14 protein-coding genes are annotated in these 24,558 nt (G+C 56.8%); 4 read left to right on the forward strand and 10 right to left on the reverse strand.

Translation table 11 applies throughout. The features are described from left to right. Window positions 1-7: 7 nt before the first annotated feature. Both pgl and zwf read right to left on the reverse strand, forming a co-directional pair. Window positions 8-721 (reverse strand): 6-phosphogluconolactonase, encoded by a 714-nt coding sequence (gene pgl, locus RGV06_RS08630; RefSeq protein ID WP_019829140.1) that lies wholly within the window; start codon window positions 719-721, stop codon window positions 8-10. Beyond that, the gene (gene zwf / locus RGV06_RS08635; protein ID WP_019829138.1) at window positions 708-2,177 is read right to left on the reverse strand and encodes a glucose-6-phosphate dehydrogenase; all 1,470 of its coding nucleotides are present in this window, start codon (window positions 2,175-2,177) and stop codon (window positions 708-710) included. Before zwf ends, pgl begins: the two co-directional genes overlap by 14 nt. A gap of 205 nt (window positions 2,178-2,382) precedes the next feature. Between zwf and RGV06_RS08640 the strand changes: the two genes are divergently transcribed. The 4 genes from RGV06_RS08640 (at window position 2,383) to RGV06_RS08655 (ending at window position 14,608) form a co-directional block, all read left to right on the forward strand. Further along, on the forward strand, window positions 2,383-3,243 hold the full coding sequence (locus RGV06_RS08640; RefSeq protein WP_173667433.1) for a MurR/RpiR family transcriptional regulator: 861 nt from the start codon (window positions 2,383-2,385) through the stop codon (window positions 3,241-3,243). A 327-nt stretch (window positions 3,244-3,570) separates the two neighbouring features. Continuing rightward, window positions 3,571-8,853: a SpvB/TcaC N-terminal domain-containing protein gene (locus tag RGV06_RS08645; RefSeq protein ID WP_416194556.1), complete on the forward strand. Its 5,283-nt coding sequence runs from the start codon at window positions 3,571-3,573 to the stop codon at window positions 8,851-8,853. 59 nt (window positions 8,854-8,912) lie between these two features. Beyond that, on the forward strand, window positions 8,913-11,654 hold the full coding sequence (locus tag RGV06_RS08650) for an RHS repeat domain-containing protein (protein ID WP_322149819.1): 2,742 nt from the start codon (window positions 8,913-8,915) through the stop codon (window positions 11,652-11,654). A 146-nt stretch (window positions 11,655-11,800) separates the two neighbouring features. Next, a complete protein-coding gene (locus RGV06_RS08655; protein ID WP_322149820.1) occupies window positions 11,801-14,608 on the forward strand; it encodes an RHS repeat domain-containing protein in 2,808 nt (935 codons plus the stop codon). A 63-nt stretch (window positions 14,609-14,671) separates the two neighbouring features. Here the strand turns inward: RGV06_RS08655 and RGV06_RS08660 are convergent, their stop codons facing one another. From RGV06_RS08660 to RGV06_RS08695, 8 genes are all read right to left on the reverse strand, one after another. Next, complete coding sequence (locus RGV06_RS08660) at window positions 14,672-16,600, reverse strand: RHS repeat protein (protein ID WP_198820981.1); 1,929 nt, start codon at window positions 16,598-16,600, stop codon at window positions 14,672-14,674. Window positions 16,601-16,919: 319 nt separating this feature from the next. Next, window positions 16,920-17,507 carry a hypothetical protein gene (locus tag RGV06_RS08665; protein ID WP_052750670.1) on the reverse strand — a complete coding sequence of 196 codons (588 nt, stop codon included), beginning with the start codon at window positions 17,505-17,507 and terminating at the stop codon, window positions 16,920-16,922. A gap of 179 nt (window positions 17,508-17,686) precedes the next feature. After that, window positions 17,687-18,550, reverse strand: coding sequence for a D-hexose-6-phosphate mutarotase (locus tag RGV06_RS08670; RefSeq protein ID WP_019822337.1), 864 nt, complete (start codon window positions 18,548-18,550; stop codon window positions 17,687-17,689). Between the two features lie 102 nt (window positions 18,551-18,652). Next, window positions 18,653-19,990, reverse strand: coding sequence for a carbohydrate porin (locus RGV06_RS08675; protein WP_037031629.1), 1,338 nt, complete (start codon window positions 19,988-19,990; stop codon window positions 18,653-18,655). 83 nt (window positions 19,991-20,073) lie between these two features. Continuing rightward, the gene (locus tag RGV06_RS08680; RefSeq protein WP_019822334.1) at window positions 20,074-21,234 is read right to left on the reverse strand and encodes an ABC transporter ATP-binding protein; all 1,161 of its coding nucleotides are present in this window, start codon (window positions 21,232-21,234) and stop codon (window positions 20,074-20,076) included. 3 nt (window positions 21,235-21,237) lie between these two features. Then, window positions 21,238-22,083: a carbohydrate ABC transporter permease gene (locus RGV06_RS08685; protein ID WP_322151861.1), complete on the reverse strand. Its 846-nt coding sequence runs from the start codon at window positions 22,081-22,083 to the stop codon at window positions 21,238-21,240. A gap of 1 nt (window position 22,084) precedes the next feature. After that, the gene (locus RGV06_RS08690) at window positions 22,085-22,993 is read right to left on the reverse strand and encodes a carbohydrate ABC transporter permease (RefSeq protein ID WP_019822330.1); all 909 of its coding nucleotides are present in this window, start codon (window positions 22,991-22,993) and stop codon (window positions 22,085-22,087) included. A gap of 103 nt (window positions 22,994-23,096) precedes the next feature. Beyond that, entirely contained in the window at window positions 23,097-24,386 is a 1,290-nt protein-coding gene (locus RGV06_RS08695; RefSeq protein ID WP_198820979.1) for an ABC transporter substrate-binding protein, read from the reverse strand. Between the last annotated feature and the right edge of the window lie 172 nt (window positions 24,387-24,558).

Genomic DNA, 24,558 nt, shown 5'->3' on the forward strand with positions numbered 1-24,558 from the left:
CCTTGGCTCATGGGCACCAGTAAATCTCTAACGTAGGTTGCAGAAAGGCACGAATCGGCAAGGCGGCAACATCGTTACCCCCCAGCGCTTCGTTGAGGGTGTTCAATTTGGACTGCCCCTGAATCGACAGCACCTTGTGCTTTGCGCTCGCCAACAGGCTGCGGCTCATGCTCAGGCGCTGATGCGGCACGGTAGGCGCCAGCATCGCCCAGCAACGGCGCGGGTTATCCAGTTGCAGGGCTTCGCTCAGGTTCGGGCTGTTGGGGAACAACGAGGCGGTATGCCCGTCATCGCCCATGCCCAGAATCAGCACATCAATCGGCGGCAACTCGGCCAGGCCCTGATCCGCTTCCAGTGCAGCCTTTTCAACTGTCGAAGCAGCATTGTACAAACCGACAAAACGGGCCTTGGCAGCCGGGCCTTGCAGCAAGTGTTTCTTGAGCAGGCCAGCGTTGCTGTCAGCGTGTTCAACCGGCACCCAGCGTTCATCGGCAAGGCTGACGACCACTTTCGACCAGTCGATCGGCTGTTTGATCAGGCTCTCGAAAAACACCACCGGGCTACGACCGCCAGACACCACCAGCGTCGCAACGCCCTGACTGGCAATGGCCTGGTTCAATTGCCCGGCAACGTTTGCTGCCAGCCCCTCGGCCATTGTTGCCGAGTTCTTGAAGGTGTGCGCGTTGACACCCTCAGGCAGTTTCAAATCAGATATCGCCATACCAAGACCTCCCGTCCCGCGTAATCAATGCAATGGAACTCATCGGTCCCCAGGAGCCCGCCGCGTAAGGCTTGGGCGCATCACCAGACTTTTTCCAGCCCGCGATCAACTGGTCGCACCATTTCCATGCAGCTTCAATTTCATCTTTGCGTACAAACAGATTCTGGTTGCCACGCATGACTTCGAGTAACAGACGCTCGTAGGCATCCGGAATCCGTGCACTGCGATAAGTGTCGGAAAAATTCAATTGCAACGGACCGCTGCGCAGTTGCATGCCCTTGTCCAGACCCTGCTCCTTGGTCATCACACGCAAGGAAATACCTTCGTCCGGCTGCAGGCGAATGATCAGCTTGTTGCCGATTTGCAGACGCTGCTCCGGAGCGAATATGTAGTGCGACGGTTCCTTGAAGTGGATCACGATCTGCGACAGCTTTTGTGGCATGCGTTTACCGGTGCGCAGGTAAAACGGCACACCCGCCCAACGCCAGTTGCGGATGTCGGCACGCAGGGCAACAAATGTTTCGGTGTCGCTCTGGGTGTTGGAGTTTTCCTCCTCCAGATAACCCGGCACCGACTGGCCTTCGCTGTAACCGGCGATGTACTGGCCGCGCACCACTTGGGTGGTCAGGCCTTCGGCACTGATAGGGGCCAGTGCCTTGAGCACTTTTACCTTCTCGTCGCGAATGCTGTCAGCCGACAGGTCCGCAGGCGGGTCCATCGCAATCAGGCACAGCAACTGCAACAAGTGGTTTTGAATCATGTCGCGCAGCTGACCGGCCTTGTCGAAATAGCCCCAACGACCTTCGATACCCACTTTCTCGGCCACGGTGATTTCAACGTGGGAGATATAGCGCTGGTTCCACTGGGTTTCGAACAGGCTGTTGGCGAAGCGCAACGCGATCAGGTTTTGTACGGTTTCTTTGCCCAGGTAGTGGTCGATCCGGTAGGTGCGGTTCTCGGGGAAGTACTGCGCGACGGAGTCGTTTACCTTGCGCGACGATTCGAGGTCCGAGCCGATGGGTTTTTCCAGCACCACGCGGGTATTTTCAGCCAGACCGACTTTCGACAGGTTCTCGCAAATAGCGCCGTACACCGCAGCCGGTGTGGCGAAGTAGGCAATCAGGCGCTGTTCTGTTCCGGCAAGTTCTGCCAGAGACACGTAATCTTCAGTCTTGAAAAAATCCACATGCAGATAGCTCAATCGAGCCAGGAAGCGTGTTAACGCCTCTACTTCAATTTCCTTCTCGCCCAGATACTGGCGCAACTGGCTGTCGATATGCGCCAAATGCGTAGTGGCGTCACCCGGTTCACGAGCCAGCGCGAGAATGCGCGTATCTGCGTGAAGCAGACCGGCGCGGTCCAGTTGATATAACGCAGGAAACAGCTTGCGCAAGGCCAAATCGCCAAGGGCGCCGAACAAGGCAAAGGTGCACGGTTCAACCGTAATCGAAGACATGATGTTTGTTCTTTTATCAAGTTAAGCTACAAATACCTTTTTTCAAGGCATCACTCAAGGAAAAATGTAGTAATAAACACAACATTTTCTCAAAATACAGATTCCTGCTAGTGGTCATCTCAGGCCACCAGTAGGATAGGCCACCTTCCAGAACCGCTTTTGAGCGGTTCTTGCATCGCTGACCCAAGGATCATAAATGGACCGCGTGCGAAATTTACTCGAACAGATCAAGGGCCGCCTCGAAGACCTGAACAAGGCCGAGCGCAAAGTGGCTGAAATCATTTTGCAGAACCCGCAGCAAGCGACCCGCTTCAGCATCGCGGCCCTGGCTCAGGCGGCCTCGGTCAGCGAGCCTACAGTCAACCGTTTCTGCCGTTCATTTGGCGTCAGCGGTTATCCGGAATTAAAGCTGCAACTGGCACAGAGCCTGGCCAGTGGTGCCGCGTATGTCAGCCGTGCGGTCGAGGCCGACGATAATCCCGAAGCCTACACCCAAAAGATTTTCGGCAGCGCCATTGCCTCCCTGGACAGCGCTTGCCAGGCATTGGACCCGAACCTTATCAGCCGCGCCGTCGACTTGCTGATCCAGGCTCGGCAAATCCACTTTTTCGGCCTGGGCGCTTCGGCTCCAGTGGCGCTGGATGCGCAACACAAGTTCTTCCGTTTCAACCTGGCGGTCACCGCCCATGCCGACGTATTAATGCAACGCATGATCGCGTCCGTGGCCCACACCGGTGAGTTGTTCGTCATTATTTCCTATACAGGTCGCACCCGTGAGCTGGTGGAAGTGGCTCGTATTGCGCGAGCCAACGGTGCCTCGGTACTGGGCCTGACAGCAGAAAACTCGCCACTGGCCAAAGCCAGCACCTTGAGCCTGAATATTCCGCTGCCTGAAGACACCGACATCTATATGCCGATGACCTCGCGCATCATCCAGCTCACCGTGCTCGACGTACTCGCCACCGGCATGACCCTACGCCGGGGGGTGGACTTCCAGCCGCACCTGCGCAAAATCAAGGAAAGCCTCAACGCCAGCCGGTACCCGGTAGGCGATGAATTCAACTGATCGTCTTGCACCACAACCCGTACCCGTAGCAGATGGCGTCAGCACCGCTGACCCTGCCCGACAAGCGGCTGAACCATGCCGCTCCCCCCCTCTCCTGCCCAGCCCCTGTTTTCTAAGGCAATCGCTCTCTTACCGCCTTTAAAGCTGTAGCCCCCATGACGTTTAACTGTCAGATGTGACAGGTTACAGCTGTCGAAAACAGTCATAACGTGAATACCTCGGGGTTATTTTTTGCAACGGGGTTCAGGCCTTTTACGCCTGCTGCTCCTGCCCCTAAATCTTCAGATCGGTCTATCTGAAAAAGCCCTGTGGCAGGAGCTCATGATCATGGCCCAAGAACCGCTCAGTATTTCTGCACCTTCACTGCCAAAAGGCGGTGGCGCCATTCAGAGCATTGGCGAGGGCTGGGGAGCTGTAGGCTTGACCGGTGCTGCGTCACTGGCAATTCCGCTGCCCATTACGCCTGGCCGCGGCTATGCCCCCGCACTGGGCCTGAGCTACAGCAGTGGCGCAGGTCGTACCGAGTTCGGTCAGGGCTGGTCAATCAACCGCCCCTCCATCAGCCGGCAAACCAGCCTGCAAACACCTCAGTTCGAACCCGATTCCAATGGCCAGCTGGCCGAGCCGGTCTACCTCTCCCCCAGTGGCGATGTGTTGCTGGCGCAACGCGACGCCAGCGGCCAGATCAACACCCGTGACACCTCGTTTTTTCGCGACCGGCAGCTGTCTGAACTCTATCGAGTGACCGCCTACCACCCACGGGTAGAAGGCGACTTCAGCACTTACCAACACTATGTCGGCACCACCGATTCGTTCTGGCTGATCCAGATTGCGGACGGCAGTGTCCATGTGTACGGCCACAGTGACAACGCCCGCCTGCAACACGTGCGGAGTACCTCGACCTGGGTGGCCGAGTGGCTCCTTGAGGAGTCGGTCGCTGCCAATGGCGAGCATGTGCTGTACGAATATGTGCCTGAGAATGATGCCTCACTGAACACACTGACCGGGCCTGCAGCAGATGCCTGGCGAGACCGCGACACCAGCACTCATCGTTACCTGCAACGCGTGCGCTACGGCAATCTGACGGGCGATCGGGTGCCGTTCGTGATGCAAGATCCGGCGGTGCGCACCTGGCTATTTGATCTGGTTTTCGACTATGGCGAAGCTGATGCCCGACTGGTGGATTGCCCCCAGTACCCCAAGACGCCAGGCACACAGTGGCCCCTGCGCGCCGATCCGGTCAGCAGTTACCGCTACGGGTTCGAGGAGCGCACGCTGCGGCTGTGCCACCAGGTACTGATGTTCCATTGGTGCGCCGATGGCCCGGACAATAGCGGCCCCGTGCTGCTCCAGGGCGAGCCGGCGCTGGTACAGCGCCTGCAACTGGAGTACAGCCAGCAACCGGCCGTGTCCTTGCTGACCGCCGCGCACGTCATCGGCTATGTGGGGCAAAAAGCGCAATTCAACCCGCCACAGGAGTTCGACTACACCCCGTTCACGTTCACCCCGGAATCCGCAAGGTTCTCACCATTTTTTACAGAGCAGACGCCCGTGCAAAGCCCGGGTATCGATGCCGACAACTACCAATTGGTGGATCTGTTCGGCGATGGGTTGGCCGGGATTCTCTATCGCCTGCAAAACGCCTGGTACTACCGACGGCCCATTCGTCATCCGATGCCCGGCCTGAATAAAAATGCGGTGGGTTACGCGGCGCAGGAGCTGCTCAAACAGATTCCTGTCGCCAACAACAACTCGCCAACGCTGCAAGTCCTCACGGACGTCAATGGCGACGGCAAGCTCGACTGGCTGGTGGCCCAACCTTCGATTGCAGGTTTTTTCACCCTGAACACTGACCAGCAATGGAGCCACTTCACGCCCTACGCGGCCTTCCCCTCGGAGTTTTTTCATCCCCGAGCGCAGTTGGCCAGCCTGATGGGTAACGGCTTGTCGGACCTGGCTATGATCGGGACCCGCAGCGTGCGGTTGTATGTCAATTTGAAAAACCAGGGCTTCGACACGCCTGTCGAGGTCCACCGCCTGGGCACTGAAACTGCCTTGCCAGCGGTCATTGACGAACGCTGCGAACTGGTTGCGTTCAGTGACCTGCTGGGGTCCGGGCAGCAGCATTTAGTCCACATCACCGGGCAGGCCGTACGCTGCTTTCCGAACCTGGGCCGGGGTCGATTTGGCGAGCCGGTCAACTTTGGCAGGCTGGACTTTGCGGGTGAATTCAACCCTGCCCATATCCGCCTCGCTGACCTGGACGGGTCAGGCGCGGTGGACATCCTGTACTGGCAAAGCAGTTCGGTGCAGATTTTCATGAACCTCAGCGGTCACGGTTTCGCCGCCCCCGTCACGATCACGCTGCCTGAAGGGCTGAGGTACGACTCGCTGACCCGAGTCAGCGTGGCCGACCTGCAAGGGCTGGGCTGCACAAGCCTGGTAGTGACCAGCCATACGAACACCCCTGCACTCGTGCCCGCTCATTGGCGCTGCGACTTTGTTACCGACAACAAACCGTATTTGCTGTGCGCCACGGACAACAATAGGGGGGCTGCAGGCGAGGTGGTGTATCGCTCTTCGGCACAGGAATGGCTGGACGAGAAAAACCTGCTTCCAGACCCGTCGCAGGCCGTGTCTGAAATGCCCTTCGCGATGCATGTGGTCAGCGAGCAGCGCCAGTTGGATCAGATTACCGGAAATCATTTGTCCCAGTTCTTTACCTATCGCCACGGCTATTACGATGGCGTGGAACGGGAATTTCGCGGCTTTGGACTGCTGCTGCAAACCGACACCGAGGCTGACAACAGCGATACCCAGGGTTTTAGCGCCCCCGTAATGAGCAAGACCTGGTTCCACACCGGCAAAACCCTGCATATGGACGTGCCTGATGCTTGGGCCGGTGATATCCAACTGGCGCCGCTGGGCAACACCCTGTGTACCCAACACATTGATGGCACCGAACAAACGCACACTGACTGGGATGCCCCGACACTGCGCGACGCGGCCCGCACCTTGAGCGGCTCGGTGTTGCGCGCCGAAACCCTGGGCGTCGATGGCAACGCCGTGCCTTACAGCGTCACGCAAAGCCGGTTTGGCGTTCGCCTGCTGCAAGCGCGCTCCAATGTCAGCCCCTACAGCGTCATGCTGCCTTTTGTCATTGAGCAACGCAGCCTGCAATACGAGCGTCAGATCAATGATCCGCTCTGCCAGCACCAACTCAATCTGGCCATCGATGACTATGGCACCGTCAGCCATGGTGTCGGTGTCGCATACGCTCGACGCGCCGACGCACAACCGCCCTATCCCGACGATGAAGAGCACGCCCATTTGCGGCGCTGGTGGATGGATGCCAAGGATGATGCCCAGCAGTGCTTCTACCTGAGCGAGACGCGCGAGCGGATCCTGCATATCAACCAGACCGATTACCTGCGCCTGGGCCTGCCGTACCGCCGTCAAGAGACCGCCTATGCAGTGGACGCAGGCGACCCGTCGATCGTGGCCATCAGCTACGAAGCCTTTATTGGCGCGAACTCACCCTTGGGCAAGGACCCGCTCAACGGCCAACGCATGCTGGCAGGCCAGAGCCGCGTGCACTATCAGGGGTGCCCTGACGGGACGGTGAACTTCGATGCACTCCCCGAGTATGGCGAGCAGGCCGAACTCGATACCGCTGCCTTGCAAGCCTATCGGGTGACGGATGATCAGGGCGTCGAAAAAAACCTGTTGGGTAACACGCCCGACGAAGTCAAAGCCCGACTCGAATCGGCCGGCTATATCGATGTCGGTCTGTGGCGGCCAACGAGTAATACCGTCGACACCTCCATCAGCCTGTGGGCGACACGCACGGGGTACTCAACCTTCGCCGGAGTCGAGCATTTCAACACCGTGCTCGAGCAAAAACCGGTCGCCTGGGTCAAGCCATCAAAAGTCAGCTACGACGGCCTTTGGCTACTGCCTGACACCTTCACGGCACCTGACGAAGGGATCACCAAAACGGTCTACGACTACCGCTCGCTGCAGGCCAAATGGATACGCGACCCCAATCAGAATGTCAGTGAAGCCTGCTACGACGCGATGGGTCGAGTGGTGCTGACAACCTTCTGGGGCACCGAATGGGACGACGACACCCAGGCCGTTAAAAATGTGGGTTTTGGCAACATGGCCAGTCATGCGTGGCAACCCGTGAGCGCCGCGCAAGCCATTGCCGACAGCTCGGTCATGGGCGACCTGGCAACTGCCCTCTTTTACGAAAGCAGTAGCTGGATGGGCCTGGCCCCGCCGGAGCTGCTACCCAACGGAGTTGAGCTGGGCGTGCTGATGCCCACCGGACACTTGCGCGCCAGCGCGCGCAAACGCCTGGCCAAGGGTGATTACCCTGTAAACCAGATTCCGGCCCAGACCTGTTCAGCCTTGCTGGCCCTGCCTCGCGAACCGGCACACAGCGCCGTTCTGCAATCTGACCGCTATCCGGGCGATCCCGATAAGCAGGTGAGAATGTCGCTGAGCGCCTCGGATGGTTTTGGCCGTGCCTTGCAAAGCAAACAGAAAGTCGAACCGGGTCAGGCTTACGCCGTCGACGACAATGGCAACCTGATAATCAGCAACGGGGAACCGGAACAGGTGCAGGCCACCGAGCGCTGGCGCGTCAGTGAACGCGTGGAATACAACAACAAAGGGTTGGCGATTCGCGTCTACCGGCCTTACTTCGCGAACCAGTACCGCTACATCAACGATGAGTCCTTTCGCCAGTTCGGCTACAGCGACCAGCAGTTCTATGATCCGTTGGGCCGCCCCACCAAAACCATTACTGCCAGTAGCTATTGGCGCCGCCAGACGTATATGAACTGGTACACCATCGTCGAGGATGAAAACGACCTGTATCAAGAGGCACTGGAACACCCTAGAGCTGCCACCGTGCTGCAAGCGCGGGGCAATCGGCTTGATCCGATGCAAGCCCTTGCAGGCGCAACGGTGCGGGTTGAATACCCGGGCATGCTGACCACCGACAGCATCACGGTTAGCTGGAGCGGTGTAACCGGCGTCGGCTCTCCTGTGCTGGCATCCAAACAGGGCGACCTGAAAGGTCGGGTGCTGTTTGATATTCCAGCGACAGCCGTGGGCGCCAACCTCGGCAGAACGGTCCTGGTGACTTATACGGTGACACGCACAACCGCAGAGCTGCATTCAGAAGTACTGAACCTGACTATCGCCACCCTCCCCGCGTCGCATCTAAGCAGCTTGCTGACGGTTGAAAAAGAGAGCAGCGGCAAACTGGACGTAAACCGCGCCCCCAATGGCGTGAACATTGATATCCGCACCTGGCCTTTCGTCGTCGCCGGGCAGAGGATCTGGATGCGCCTTGAGGGTCAAAAGGCGGATGGCACGTTGCACGAGCTCGCAATATGGGTCGCAGCATCCGTGCATTCGGTCGAGGTAAACCAGGGGTTTATACGCAAGCTCGTCAAGCCCGATTACCTGGCGCTACTGGCTGACGGCTGTACGCTCACCGTGATAATCAAAGTCGCATTCACTGGCAACGATGAAACCCAGGCGTTGGTGTTCCCTTTGAAAAAAATGGTGATTATCAACAATGCCAACGCTTCCTGATGGGTGGCAAGCGTTCATAGCGAACTGAGCAATGAGGCATTGCAAAGATGAACAGTCTAATGAACCAGAAAACGCCCGTACTGACCTCGATCGACGGGCGCGCGGCTCTGCTTCGGACAGTGATTTACCACCGTACCGATGCAAGCCAAGCATCATCGACCCGGGTGACCCGACAGCGGTATGACGCGCTCGGGCATCTGACTGAACAATGGGACCCGCGACTGAATGACCTTGCCGCCACTGACCCCAGTGTCACGGCCAATCAGCAAACTCGTTTCAGCCTGTCGGGGCAGGAGTTGCGCAGTGATTCGGAGGATGCAGGCTGGCGCGTCAGTTTCTACAACGCGGCCGCACAGGCCGTGCACAGTTGGGACGGGCGTGAAAGCTTTATGCGCCTGGACTACGATGAGCAACAGCGCCCTGTCGCACTGTTTGAAAAAGGGGCTGACGAAAACGTAGAGCAGTGCGTCGAACGCTTTATCTATGCCGCAAATAATACTGAAGATGCTCAGCGCAACCGGTGTGGCCGCATGCTGCGTCACGACGATCCAGCCGGCAGTTTGTGGTATGAAGCATTCGCCGTAACCGGCCAGACGCTGATTGAGACCCGGCGATTTTGCGTCTCACTGAGCGCTCCCCACTGGCCGGATGCCCCGCTCCAGACCGCCAGCTACAGCACCCACTGGCAGTACGACGCACTGGGCGCGGTGAAGGCGCAAACCGATGCTGTAGGCCACATCCAGACGTTTAACCTCGACATTGCCAGTCACCCTCGTGCCTCGCAACTGGATGGTATGCCCCTGCTCAAAAGCTGCGAATACAACGCTTTCGATCAGGTGGACACCGAACAAGCTGGCAACAATGTGCAGACCATCGCCCGCTATTCAGCGCTCGATGGCCGGTTGATAAGCCTCAAGGCCAGTACTTCGACAGGCCATTTACTGCAAGACCTGCACTACCAGTACGACCCGTTGGGCAATATCGAGCGCATCCAAGACCTGGCCCAGCCCGTACAGTGGTTTGCCCAACAACAGGTTGAGGCAGTCAGCACCTACCGCTACGACACCCTGTATCAACTGATCGAAGCCACGGGCCGGGAAAACGCCAGCCAACGTATCGGCCCTGAACTGCCGGGGCTGGAGGTTTTCGGCGCCAGGGACGACAGCCACTGGCGCAACTACACCCAGACCTACACCTATGACAGCGGCGCCAATCTGACTTCGCTAAAACATGATGCTGGCGCCGGTAACGCCTACCTGCGCCAGATGGTGGTGGCAGAGCACAGCAACCGCAGCCTGTTCAAGGGCGAAGTACCCGTGGACTTTGCCAGTAGCTTTGATGCCAACGGCAATCAACAGGTACTGGCACCGGGGCAGCTCATGAGCTGGAATGCCCGCAACCAACTGCATCAGGTCACGCAAGTGGTGCGCGAGGAGCCTGACGGCCAGGACGACGATGTCGAGACCTATATCTATGACGGCGCGGGCCAACGCGTGCGCAAGGTACGCCGGGCCAAGACCGGCGGTGGTGAACAGGTCCTTGAGGTGCTGTATTTGCACGGTCTTGAAATTCGCACATCCACCACGGGCGAGCAGCTACATGTCGTGACCACCCAGGCCGGTCGCAACCATATCCGGGTGCTGCATTGGCAGGCTGAGCCCGATCAGTGGCGCTACAGCCTGGGGGATCATCTGGGCAGCAGCACCCTGGAGCTGGATCAGGCAGGCGAACTGATCAGCCAGGAAACTTACTATCCGTACGGCGGAACTTCATGGTGGGCGGCACGCAATGCGGTGCAGGCCAAATACAAGGCCCTGCGTTATTCCGGCAAAGAGCGGGATGCCACGGGGCTGTATTACTACGGCGCACGGTTTTACGCACCTTGGTTGCAACGGTGGATCAATCCAGATCCAGCGGGAACTCTGGATGGTTTGAATCGCTATCGGATGCTGCGCAATAACCCGCTGCGCTTCATTGATGAGAGCGGCAACATCCCCATCGAAGTAGAAGACGCGTATGAACATATGATCAGTCGCGGATATGTCTGGGAACCTTTAAGGAAACGGGGAAATGGTTACATCGCACTAAAAGAACTCTCGGGCGAAAAGACAGTACGCCTTATAGAAGACCTTAATTTGTCAGCGGCGGACATGCAGTTTTTAAACAGCTTCACGGAGAATGAATTTAACCTGGTGCACTTTTCAGATAAAGATTTTCGTGCCAGAGATAAATCGCTGACACTGCTATCGAGCACGCAATTGAAAAAAAATAAAATCACGTTCAATACATCAAACACCGAAATGGTCGATCTGGACGCTTTCGCAACCAATGATTTTGTATTTTTTTCACTCGAGGCAGGGGCCGAACCTAAAAAAGAATACAGCCGATTCGGCGAGCACCGATACAGGGCCCCCCTGGACGCTTTGCAAGCACGACATGAGTATGCTCATACAGAATTGACGGATCTTGCCCTGGTGGACAAAAGGCCCGGGGATCTAAAACCTGCATGGGTCACGGCTTCGGATGAGGAAATTTATTTCAGTTCAGCCGAGTACAATACCATCCTGTCTTCCGTTTTTGTGGGACCCAATATGATTAAAGGGCTGGCATTAAGAATAGTGAGTGATTTACAACACTTTGACAGTGACACCAAACACAACGCTTATGAACTTCAGGCTTCCGGGCAGGCGGATGAACTCATGAACAGTTTGTTTCGACCTCAAATCGTTGTCCCCCACAGCATCTCTTTTTCACATTCAAACATGTCGTATAGAGGCCCTGCACATGCGCCCTACCCCTAAACTTAAGGCGCTGGCACAAAAAACCGAAAGCAAACCCGAGAACCGTAAAACAACACTCGGAAAAATACGCAGGCTGTTTAAATAGCGTCACGTCCGATAGAACATCCAGTGGCTCAATACTGCAAGGTTCAAGGAGCGACTCAATCATGAATGCTTTTTTGCATCACAGAACTCCCGTACTGCTGGCAGTCGACGGACGTAATGCGGCAGTGCGTACCGTGATCTACCACCGCACTGAGGAAGACCAAGCCTCATCAAGCCGAATCACCTCACAACGGTTTGATGCGAGGGGGTTTGTGGTTGAGCAATGGGACCCACGGCTGTCATCGCTGGCCGCGACCAATGCCAGTGTGATGGCTAATCAGCAAACCCGCTTCAGCCTGTCGGGGCGGGAGTTGCGCAGTGATTCAGTGGATGCAGGCTGGCGCGTCAGTTTATTCAACGCGGCCACACAGGCTGTGACCCTATGGGACGGCCGCGAAACACGTATTCGCTCCGACTACGATGATCAATTGCGCCCTGTAGCACTGTTTGAAACAGTCTCCGATGGAGCCAGCGAGCGTTGCGTCGAACGCTTTACCTATGCCGCAAACACTACTGAAGATGCTCAGCGCAACCGTTGTAGCCGCGTGCTGCGTCACGACGATCCCGCAGGCAGCCTGTGGCATGAAACCTTTGCCGTGACAGGTCAGCCTGGGATTGAAACCCGACGGTTTTGCCTATCGTTGACAACTCCCGACTGGCCGAATACCTCGCTCGATACTCAAAGTTACTCCACACGCTGGCGGTACGACGCATTGGGAGCGGTGATGGCGCACACGGATGCAGTGGGCCACGTCCGTACATTTAGCGTCGACATCGCCGGGCGCCCTCGCGCTTCCCAACTGGACGGCTTAGACCTGCTCAAACGTTGTGAGTACAACGCCTTCGATCAAGTGGAAGTCGAGCAGGCAGGCAACGATGTGCTGACTATCACCCGCTATTCACCGGCAACCGGTTGGTTGCAGCGCCTCCAGGCCAACACCCTGGCCGGTCATCTGCTGCAAGACCTGCACTACCAATACGACCCGGTGGGCAATGTCGAACAAATCGAAGATCTGGCCCAACCCGTTCAATGGTTTGCCCAGCAACGGGTTGAAGCGCTCAGCACCTATCGTTACGACACCCTGTACCAACTGGTCGAAGCCACGGGCCGGGAAAGCATCAACCAAATGATCGGGCCCGATCTGCCGGGGCTGGAAACCTTCGGCATGCCGGACGACAGTCGCTGGCGCAACTACACCCAGACCTACACCTACGACAGCGGCAACAACCTGACCCAACTCAAGCATGACGCGGGGGCCGGTCACACCTATTTGCGCCAGATGGTGGTGGACGCACACAGTAACCGCAGCCTGCTCAAGGAAGAGAACCCCGCTGACTTCACGACCCGTTTCGATGCCAACGGCAATCACCTGGCATTGGCGCCGGGCCAACTGATGCACTGGAATGCGCGCAACCAACTGCATCAGGTGACGCAGGTGGTGCGCGCGCAACCTGACGGCCAGGACAACGATCTTGAAACCTATCTCTACGATGGCGAAGGTCAGCGCGTGCGCAAGGTACGACGAGCCAAGACGGGGGGTGGCGAGCAGATCAGTCAGACCCTGTATTTACCGGGGCTCGAAGTGCGTGAATCCACCTCGGGTGAGCGACTGCATGTGATGACAACCCAGGCGGGGCGCAACAATGTACAGGTACTGCATTGGGAGGCCGGACGACCCGACGAAATCGATCAGGATCAGTGGCGCTATAGCCTGGGGGATCATCTGGGCAGCAGCACCCTGGAGCTGGATCAGGCAGGCGAACTGATCAGCCAGGAAACTTACTATCCGTACGGCGGAACTTCATGGTGGGCGGCACGCAATGCGGTGCAGGCCAAATACAAGACCCTGCGTTATTCCGGCAAAGAGCGGGATGCCACGGGGCTGTATTACTACGGCGCACGGTTTTACGCACCTTGGTTACAACGGTGGATCAATCCAGATCCAGCGGGGACTCTGGATGGATTGAATCTCTATCGGATGCTGCGCAATAACCCGCTGCGCTTCATTGATGAAGAGGGTAATCAGCCTAAAGAGGTAACCGATGCTTATAACCACATGGTCAATCACGGAGAGGCTTGGGAGGATTTAAGGAGCCGGGGCGAGCCCTTCTCTGCGGTCAGGGCGTTATCCGGCGAGAAACTAATGAATCTCAGGCAAGACCTTGAATTGTCACCTGCAGAAAGCCAATTCGTGCAGGGATTTCAAGACGAGCTGTTTGACATCGTACACTTTTCAAACAAGGACTTTCGTGACAGCGAAGGCTCGCTCACGCTGCTCTCGAGCAAACAATTGACGAAAAATAAAATCAGCTTCAACAGAAACAATACCGACATTCTCGACTTGGACAGTTTCGCAACCAATGACTTTGTGTTCTTTTCACTTGAGGCCGGAGTCACGGGTCGCAAAGAAAAAAGCCGATTTGGGGAACACCGGTTCAGAGCGCCAATGGGGTCATTGAAAGAGCGGCACCCGTACACGCATATGGAGTTGATGGATCTTGCTCAAGTGGATCAACGGCCTGGATCGGACAAACCCGGCTGGGTTGCACACGAAGATAAAGACACTTTCTTCAGGTCCGCTGAATCAAATGAAATCCTATCATCCGTTTTTGTGGGAAAAGACATGATTGAAGGGCTGGCATTAAGAATAGTGGGCGAGTTACAACATTTCGGCAGCGATACAAAAGACAGCGCTTTTACGTTGCAAGCCTCCGGGCAAGTCAGTGAAGTCATGAACAGTCTGTTTCGACCACAAATAGTCGTGCCTCACAGCCTTACAATTCCAAAAACACACTTGTCTTACAAAGGACCCGCGCCAAAAGCGGCTAGCAGCGGACTGTCCTATAACCCGCCAAATTTTTATATTTAGCGCTGAAGACCGGGGGGCGGCGTACCGAATGACTGAGGTACGCCGCCCTTTATCAGCGCCCTCTCAACCAAAGTACTTGCGTAATTCAACCGGCGTCTTGATCTGTTCTCGACCCCGCTGATACTGAAGTTCCAAACCTGTAGCGGATTGCTTTACATACTTGACGCGTCCGACATGAACACGGGTCATACCCAATGCCGTCAAGGCGTTGTCAAAGGGCGCACCGGCCTGAGGGTGACGATTAACCTTCATCGACCTCATGTCATTGTCACCTTGGGCATCAAAGCCAACGGTATGGGCATCGACATCCGTCAGTTTGTCCAAAAAACCGACAGCAGGATTGAACGAGTCCATAAACCCGCTAAAGCAGGTATACAGAGACACCGTTTTGACCGTGTCCTTGCTCTGCAACTTGGCAATGGCATCTTTATCCAAAAGCTCACTGGTACTTCCCAGAGTGACCACGCTCTGCTGCCCTCGTTTAGGGCTGATGGAACCGTGATAATCAAGAATCACCTTGTCGATACCCGCCAGTTGCCCCGTACCGATTGCATTCCAGGTGTCCGTCAGTTCCTTCACTGAACTGGCATAAGCACCGGTTACCTGATGGCCTTTATGAGTGAGGTAACTCATCTTCTTGCTGGCAAACTCAGCCGTTGCTTTCTCGGTCATGTCAATTGAGAACGGATTGGGCTTGGCGCTGATATAGAGGATGTTGTGCTTGGGTGTGTCTTTGGTGAGCTCACGTTTCGCAGCGAGTGTCTCGATCAAAGCAAAGGGCACTTTAAACACTTCAGGCTTGAACACGTTACCCGGCACGTTTGGTGCGGCGGCCCCTTCATTCTCGTTTTCTACCATTAAGCCCAATGCATCTTTAAAGGTAATGGGATTGTTCCTGACCATCAGGTACAGGTTCAGGCCATCAACCGCTCCTGCAGGGTCGGCACTCAACCATCGGCCTGCCCAACTCTGGTAATAGCGGTGGCCGTAGTAATACAGCCCCGTTGCATCCCGCTCCCGGCCTGAATAACGGATGGTTTTGTTGTTCGCCTGCGCCTCACTGCGAACCGTCCAGAGCGCGGTCCCGGCGAACGGAAAATATTCTTCCAGGCTGATAATTTCACCGTTTGCGTCCAGCTCCAGCCCGCTGCTCCCGATCAGATCGTCATAGCTGTAGCGCATCTGATTATTGCTGGCCACAAGCCCGACCTCCCAGTGCAGCGACCTTACCTGTGAGCGGCCGGCTTCACCTACCGTGATCGTGTGCAGATCCTCTTTCAAGGTGTCGCCACTGTGGGTGCTGCGCCGCTCCAGCCCCGGCAGGTAAGTCACCCGCTGCACTAAAGAGTTGTTGCCACTGAACTGAGTAGTGATTTTTTCGATACGCAGGCCGTCGCTGGCGTAACGATACTGCTCACTGTCCGATGATGCGCCCTCGCGCCTCACCGGGTTGACCTGCTGCAACTCACCCCGCGCATTCCAGCTCAGGTACTGCCCCGGGAACAATTGCAATTGATGCCCCCCACTGTCGAACCCTGCGTCAACCGTATCGCAAGCGGACGTCAACGAGGTCAGCACTGCGCGGTTACTGCGCGAAGACACCGTTAAATCGCGGGTGAAATTATTGCCTGTGGACGGGGTGCTGTGGCGGATGCGCTTCAGATTGTCACCACGGTCATAGGTATAGGTGCGGGTGTAGCGGGTATAGGCACTGTCATCGACGGGAAGCGGGATAAGCGGGGAAGGATGGGGACTGCTTTGTTGTCCGATACTGGCCATCTGACGTCCAGTCGCATGTACCAGTTGATACAGGCTGTCGTAGAGGTAGGTATTTTGCGGCACTATTTTTTGATTACGCCAGAACCGGGTGGCTTCGGCATCATTGTGTACCCGTAACACATTGCCCACCGAGTCATAGTCATAACGCAAGTCTTGCAGGAGCCGGGCACCGCTGGCATGCCCTGCTGGACGCTCGGTTTTAATGCCAACCAACCGCTCGCTCGCCCCGTCATGCGATAGGTAGTCACCACGCCATTGCCGTGTTCTTCACGCAGTTTCTTGCCTTGGGCAGAGTACGTCAGCGATGCCACGACCACGTGTTCGGGTAGCCCCTTGAGCGTCAGCCAACTGCCTTTGAGTTGCCCGCCAATATCGTATGCCTGGCGTTGAACGTTGCCATAGGCGTCGGTCCGGATCAGGGAGCTGCCCGCCGCATCAAAGGTAGTGCGGGTAGTGAATAGAATGGGGGCCAACAGGTTTTCCCAGGCGGGTTCGTCAGCGGCCTGCCAGTCAGCGTGATGATGCGCTTTCATCAGTTGACGGCTAACCGATGCAGCATACCCGTCAGGGCGATGCTGTTGATCTGATCAAGCCCGGCGGTATCGTAATGGCGCACACATTGCCCGACAAGATTGCGATCCTGCTGCGTCTGAGTGTTGTCCGCCCACAAAAAACGCTCTGTCACTCGGGCCGTTTCGCCCTTCCCCTGCTCGGTAATATCCAGCAGGCGACCCGACAGACCATTGCCCTCATATCCAAAAATGCGCTTGAGCCCCGTAGCAGAAAGGCTCAACAACGGACGCCCGGCAGCGTCGTTGAACATGACGGTGGTCCCGGCATCCACACTGTCAGTGCGCAGTACATTGCCACCCAGTGACGACACATAAACAATGTTGGGATTAACCCTTGTATCGGCTTGCCGCAAGGCAAACAGTCGCGGATCAATGCTCTGCACACGTTCTCCACGGGCAGCGTATTGGTGTCGAATGATTCTCTCATCGGTCAGGGGCAGCGTATCGGGGTGACGGTGGTAGCGGACATTGCGGATAACCAAACTGCGATTATCCTTGACCGTAAGTTGCGGTGTATTGCGATGTAAGGCGCCATGAGTGTTGAACATGGGATATCTCCTATGTAGCACATAGAACGTTGATAACCAGAGGTCTAACTCTTTTTGAATGTAGCCTTTTCAGCCTAGCCCCATGTCGTTGCGCCCACCTCAACAGAGAGTACCGCCGGGCATAAAGTCAATGCCTGACGGCTTGCTCAATCAACCTGGCAACCTGAACGATTGCAGCCTCAAGCCCCCACCAGCCTCGCCCGCGCTTGCAAACTCAAATGCGCCTGTTCGCCCGGCGCCAGGGTTTGGTTGTGGATGCCTCCGCTGGTGGACTCCACGCACACAAAGCCCATGACCTCACTCCAGCTCACACCCAGCAACGGCCGCTTGCCCGGATGCCAAACCACGGTGTTGGCTTGATCACCCGTATCAATGCTTAACGCCCTTTGCCAGGCGTGGTCATTGAGCTGCATTTCGCCGTCATGCTGAAACACCCGCTGACAACCACCCTCCACCCGCAATTCACCCTTCTGCTGGCAAACCTTACGGTTCAACTGATCGTAGCCGTGAACACCATCCAGACCGGACAGCGCTACCTCCGCGACATCTCCGATACGCCAGTAAGCCCGTAAAGCTTGGCTGACCTGGCAAGGCTCGTCGTCCTGATGTTCGGTGCTCAAGCGCAATTCCATGTCTTCGCCCAACCGCGCATGCAAATCGACCTGCCAGTCGCACAATTGCAAACGCCAGTGCAGGGTCACACCGTCTTCGTCAGTGCTGCTGTCGAGCAGTTTCCAGTCAATCAACCGCGCCCAACCATGGGATGGCCACGCGTTTTCACTGGGATGGCGGCCATACCACGGCCAGCAAATCGGTACCCCGCCGCGTATCGCGCCCACCTGCGGCCATTTGGCTGCGCACCACAGCCACGGCTTTTGCCCGGTCGGCTGAAAGTGCAGCAGTTGCGCACCCTGACGACTGAACACCGCCTGGCAATGGGGGTGATCGATCACCAGCACATCGCGCAGTTGAAAGCGCTCCCACTGGAAAATCGGCTGTTCGCGTTTGGATTTGAAAAAACGGTGAAGCGGATGCTCATGCATGTGCCGCAGTCCTGAAAATCATGCGCTGGGGTGTGCAGCCCCGAAAAAAAGCGGATAGCCAAGGCTATCCGCTAGAAAAGCAAGGAGCTTAGCGCAAGAGGACTAAAACACAGACTGAATTTTCAGCCCGGCTACCAATGCGTTGTCTACCTGGTCCACACCACCCGGGTGAGTGATGTATTGCAAGTTAGGACGCACGGTAAGCCAGTTGGTCACGTGGAAACCGTAGTTGATTTCATAGTTGTACTCGGTGGTGCGCAGCGGCGAGTACAGCGGATCGTTGTAATCGGTGACACCCAGCGAAGCATTAATCTGCTCGGCGCTTTTCTTCACGTCATCGTTGACGTGGATACGGGCGGCGCCAATACCGATGTCATCCTTGGGACGAGCATCGAATGGGCCCTTGTACACAAACATCAGCGACTGGTAGTTGTCGACGATGTTGGTGGCCTTGTCATGAAAAGTAGCGTTGGCCGCAATATTCAAACCGCGCGAAGCGTCTCCGTTGTGGCTGGTGAGCTGCTGTTGCACGACAAACCAGTAACCGTGCTTGCTGTCGCGTACGCGGTAGTCTTCACCATCATTGGTGATATTGACCTTCACGTCATCGGCAGGCGCCGTGCTCTTGTAGTAACCGACACGGTATTCACCCGGCAGGTTATTAAGCTTCGGCGACCAGACCAGTTCAACCGGCAGCACGGTACCCTTGGTGCCACTGCCGCTGAGTTTGAAGCCGTTGCCGTGCTCCAGCTGCGACGGGTTCTGGTTGTACGCGCCGATCTGGGCATACAGTTCAGGGGTGATGTTGTATTTCACCCGCAATGCAGCCTGACTGACCGGCCAGTTGTACCAGACGTTGGTGGCCCAGTTACCCACCTGGGAGCCACAGAACGCCAGGTTCTGGAATTCGCACGGGAAGGTGTTGAAGTCTTCGCCTTCACCGAAGTAACCGGCCTTGACGTCCAGCTTGCCGTCGAGGAACTGGTGCTGAATCCACAATTGGGTCAAACGCACCATGTGGCCACGGCCATAGACTTCCTGCGAGGAACTCAAGGTACCGGCACGCGGGTCGCCGATACGGTCATTGGAGATGTTCTGACCATTACGGTTGGTGAGCTGGATCTTGGCCTGGGTATTGTCCCAGCCCCACAGCTTTTGCAGATCCAGCGCTACGCCCAGGCCAAACTGGTCGCTGTAACGCGCCGTCTTGCTGTCGTTGTAACCGCCATGCAGGTTGGCGCCGACTTCACCGACGTAATCGGCCTTGATGTCGATACCCTGCTCGATCAGTTTGGTCCGCTCACCGCCCCAGTCGCCGGTCATCCATTTCGAGTCAGCGCTGAACGCTTCGTCAGCGTAGACACTGCTTGCACCCAGGCTTAGCGCGACAATCGCCGATAGCTGGCAGGCCAGACGGGTACGGGTCATTCTGTTAGTCATCCCTTTAATCCTCGTTGTTTTCTTATTGGCTTTCTATAACGCGGCACCACCCAAGGAGGCCCGGTAACAGGCTCCCTGTTGACTTAACGACCCTTGAATTGCGCCACGTTATCAGCCCGGCCGTGGGCCTGGGGCGAACTCATCGCACCCAGACGCTCGCCCGTGTTCGCATCAAACAGTAGCACTTTGGCTGGATCGAACTGCAAATTGAGGCTCTGGCCGACCTGAGGCGCATCATCAGGGGCCATTCGGCAGCAGACCTTGCTCCCGTTCAGGTTCACAAAAACCAGGGTGTCCGGGCCGGTAGGCTCAATGACTTGCACTTCGGCACGAATGACCGGCAGGCCATTGGGTTCCGAGGGTGCCAGTACAATCTGCTCGGCGCGAATGCCCACAATCACGTCACGATCCTCAAGCCCCGCGTCCTGCATGCTCAGCGGCAACTCGCAGCGCGCCTGGCCGCTGTCGAGCAAGGCCGACAAGCGACCTTCGTTGCGCTGCAACCGCAGGGGGATAAAGTTCATCGGCGGCGAGCCAATAAAGCTGGCCACGAACAGGTTGGCCGGGTCGTTGTAGATCTGCTTGGGCGTACCGAACTGCTGAATGATCCCGTCTTTCATCACGGCCACTTTGTCGCCCAGGGTCATGGCTTCGATCTGGTCATGGGTGACGTAGACGGTGGTGGTTTTCAGACGCTGGTGCATCAGTTTCATTTCGGTGCGCATCTCGACTCGCAGCTTGGCATCGAGGTTGGACAGCGGCTCGTCAAACAGGTAGATCTTGGGCCGACGCGCCAGTGCCCGGCCCATGGCCACGCGCTGTTGCTGACCACCGGACAACTGCCCGGGCTTGCGGGTCAGCAAGTGTTCGATTTGCAGCAGCTTGGACACCCGCGCCACTTCTTCATCGATTGCCGCAGCGCTCATTTTGCGGATCTTGAGGCCGAAGGCGATGTTGTCCCGCACATTCATCGTCGGGTACAGCGCGTAGGACTGAAACACCATGGCGATATCACGGTCCTTGGGGCTCATGCCGCTGATGTCGGCATCGTCCACCAGAATCGCCCCGCCGCTGATGGTTTCAAGACCGGCGATGCAATTCATCAAGGTCGATTTACCGCAGCCCGAAGGCCCCACCAAAATCAGGAACTCGCCATCATCGATTTTCAGCTCGATGTTTTTCAGCGTGTCGGGCAAACCCTTGCCGTAGGACTTGTTAACGTTGCGTAATTCGAGAGTAGCCATGCCTTACCCCTTGACCGCGCCGGACGTCAGCCCGCGCAGAAAATACTTGCCCGCAAAGATGTAAACCAGCAGCGTCGGCAGCCCCGCGATCATGGCCGCAGCCATATCAACGTTGTATTCCTTGGCGCCGGTGCTGGTATTGACCAGGTTGTTGAGCGCCACCGTAATCGGCTGCGCATCACCACTGGCAAACACCACACCAAACAGAAAGTCGTTCCAGATCTGAGTGAACTGCCAGATCAGGCAGACCATCACAATCGGCACCGACATCGGCAGCAGAATCCGCCCGAAAATAGTGAAGAAACCCGCGCCATCCAGCCGTGCTGCCTTGACCAGCGCATCCGGGATGCTCACGTAGTAGTTGCGGAAAAACAGCGTGGTGAAGGCCAGGCCATAAACCACGTGCACCAACACCAGGCCGGTGGTGGTGTTCGCCAGCCCAAGCTTGCCGATGGTGAACGAGGCAGGGAGCAACACCGTTTGGAACGGCAGGAAGCAGCCGAACAGCAGTAAGCCAAAAAACAGCTGTGAGCCGCGAAAACGCCACATCGACAGCACGTATCCGTTCATGGCCCCGATAAAGGTCGAGATCAAAACCGCAGGCACGGTGATCTTGACCGAGTTCCAGAAATACCCGCCCACAGTGTCCCAGGCCTTGATCCAGCCAATGCCGTCAATCACTTGCGGCCAGCTCAACAGGTTGCCGGTGCGGATGTCTTCCGGGCTTTTAAAGCTGGTGAGCAGCATCACCACCAAAGGGATCAAGTAGACCGCTGCAGCGAGAATCAAGGTGGCGTAAATGGTCACGCGGCTGATGGTGAATCGGGACGCGCCGATGCCGCTTGTCATATTAGTCATGGCGTTTATTCCTCAGCTCGGAATACAGATACGGCACGAGGATGGCCAGAATCGCTCCCAGCATCATGATCGCACTGGCAGAACCAATGCCCATTTGCCCACGACTGAAGGTGAAGGAATACATGAACATGGCTGGCAAGTCGGAGGAATATCCCGGGCCACCGGCGGTCATTGCCGACACCAGATCGAAGCTCTTGATGGCAATGTGCGCAAGGATCATGAAGGCGCTGAAAAACACTGGACGCAGGCTCGGCAACACGATGCGCAGGTAGATGGTCGGCAAGCTCGCACCGTCCACCTGGGCAGCACGAATGATCGACTGGTCGACCCCGCGCAATCCGGCCAGAAACATCGCCATCACAAACCCCGAAGCCTGCCACACCGCTGCGATCACCAGGCAGTACACCACCCGATCCTGATCCAGCAGCCAGTCAAAGCGAAAGCCTTCCCAGCCCCAGTCACGGAGCATTTTGTCCAGACCCAGGCCCGGGTTGAGCAGCCATTTCCAGGCCGTACCGGTAACGATCATCGACAGCGCCATCGGGTACAGATAAATCGTGCGGATGAAGCCTTCCTTACGAATCCGCTGGTCGAGCAGGATGGCCAGGAACACGCCGATCACCAGGCTGATGACAATGAACATCCCGCCAAAAACCGCCAGGTTTTTGCTGGCGACCCACCAGCGGTCGTTGTCCATCAGTCGTGCGTATTGCTGCAAACCAACCCATTTGTAGCTGGGCATAAAACTCGAGTTGGTGAACGAGAGCAGAAACGTCCAAAAAATGTAGCCATAAAAGCCAACCAATACGATCAGCATGCTCGGTGCCAGGACCAGCTTGGGCAACCAGCGTTGCAGCGCATCAAACGGCGAGGCCTTGCTGAACACAGCCACGGAACTCATCGAAATACTCCCGATAGGGTATGCCGGCATCTGCAAACGCAGATGCCGCACAACCAGGGGCAAGGGGGAGCCACGCGTGAGCGTGGCAGGTCAGATCAACGAATTACTGTGCGGACTTGATGGCCGAGTAAAGTTTTTTACCGGCTGTGGCCGGATCAGCATTCTTGTCGCTCATGAAGTTGCTGACCGTGTCGAAAATCGCGCCTTGTACGGCCAGAGAAGTGGCCATGTTGTGCGCCATGCTTGGCAGTTGGCTGTTGGCCTTGCCCGCGTCGGCGAAGTCTTTGGCAGACGCCTGGCCACAACTGTCGAACTTGCTCATGTCCAGGTCACTGCGTACCGGGATCGAGCCTTTGTTCTGGTTGAACACGTACTGGAACTCAGGCTCAAGCGCGACTTTGGCCACGTCGTTTTGCGCGGCGATGTTGCCAGGTGTGTTGTTTTTGGCGGACAGCTTGAACATCGCCAGCGAGTCGATGTTGTAGGTAAAACTGCCCTTGGTGCCCGGGAACGGCACGCACTCGAAATCAGTGCCCGCCTTTTTGCCCGCAGCAGCCCATTCGCTTTTCGCCCAGTCACCCATGATCTGCATACCGGCCTTGCCGCTGATCACCTTGGCGGCTTCCAGGTTCCAGTCCTGACCGGTGCCATCCGGGTCCATGTAGCCCTGCAGTTTTTTCAGGTGAGTAAAGACTTCAGCCATTTGCGGGCCGGTCAGGGTTTTCTCGTCAAGATCGACGAAGGCTTTCTTGTAGCCTTCTGGCCCCATGACGCTGAGCACCAGGTCTTCAAAGACCGTGCTGTCCTGCCACGGCTGACCACCGTGGGCCAGAGGGATAAAGCCCGCGGCCTTGAGTTTGTCGCCTGCCGCGTAGAGTTCATCAAGGGTGGCTGGCGCCTTGTCGATGCCTGCCTTTTTGAACACTTCGGGGTTGATCCACAACCAGTTAACCCGGTGAATGTTCACCGGTACAGCCACGTAATGACCGTCATATTTCATGGTATCGGACACGGTTTTTGACAGCAGGGTGTCCCAGTGATTGGCCTTGGAAACCTCATCGAGGTTAGTCAACAAACCGAGTGCGCCCCACTCTTGCAAGTCAGGGCCTTTGATTTGTGCTGCGGAAGGCGGATTGCCGGAGACGGCTCGGGTTTTAAGCACGGTCATGGCGGCGGCACCGCCACCGCCTGCCACGGCACTGTCCTGCCAGGTGTAACCGTCTTTTTCAATCAGCTTTTTAAGCACATCAACCGCTTTGGCCTCACCACCGGAGGTCCACCAATGCACCACTTCAACCGTGCCTTTGGAATCGGCAGGGGCGGCGGCATAAGCACCCAGGGGGAATAATGTAGCTAGAGAAATGACAACGGCGAGGCGATTGAATGAATTCATGTCTAGACCTTTCTTGTTGTTATAGCTGTGCAAGTCTTTTTGCTTGCGCTGCTAAAGAGTGTATCCATCACCGCCTGCTCGCACGTAACGAAGAGACGCTCAAATGTCACAGCCTGGTGACATTGGACCGGAAGGATCGTTGGTGCCGACGATTTTTCAACTATGTCTGACT

Source organism: Pseudomonas sp. CCI3.1 (assembly GCF_034313985.1).
Taxonomy (GTDB): domain Bacteria; phylum Pseudomonadota; class Gammaproteobacteria; order Pseudomonadales; family Pseudomonadaceae; genus Aquipseudomonas; species Aquipseudomonas psychrophila.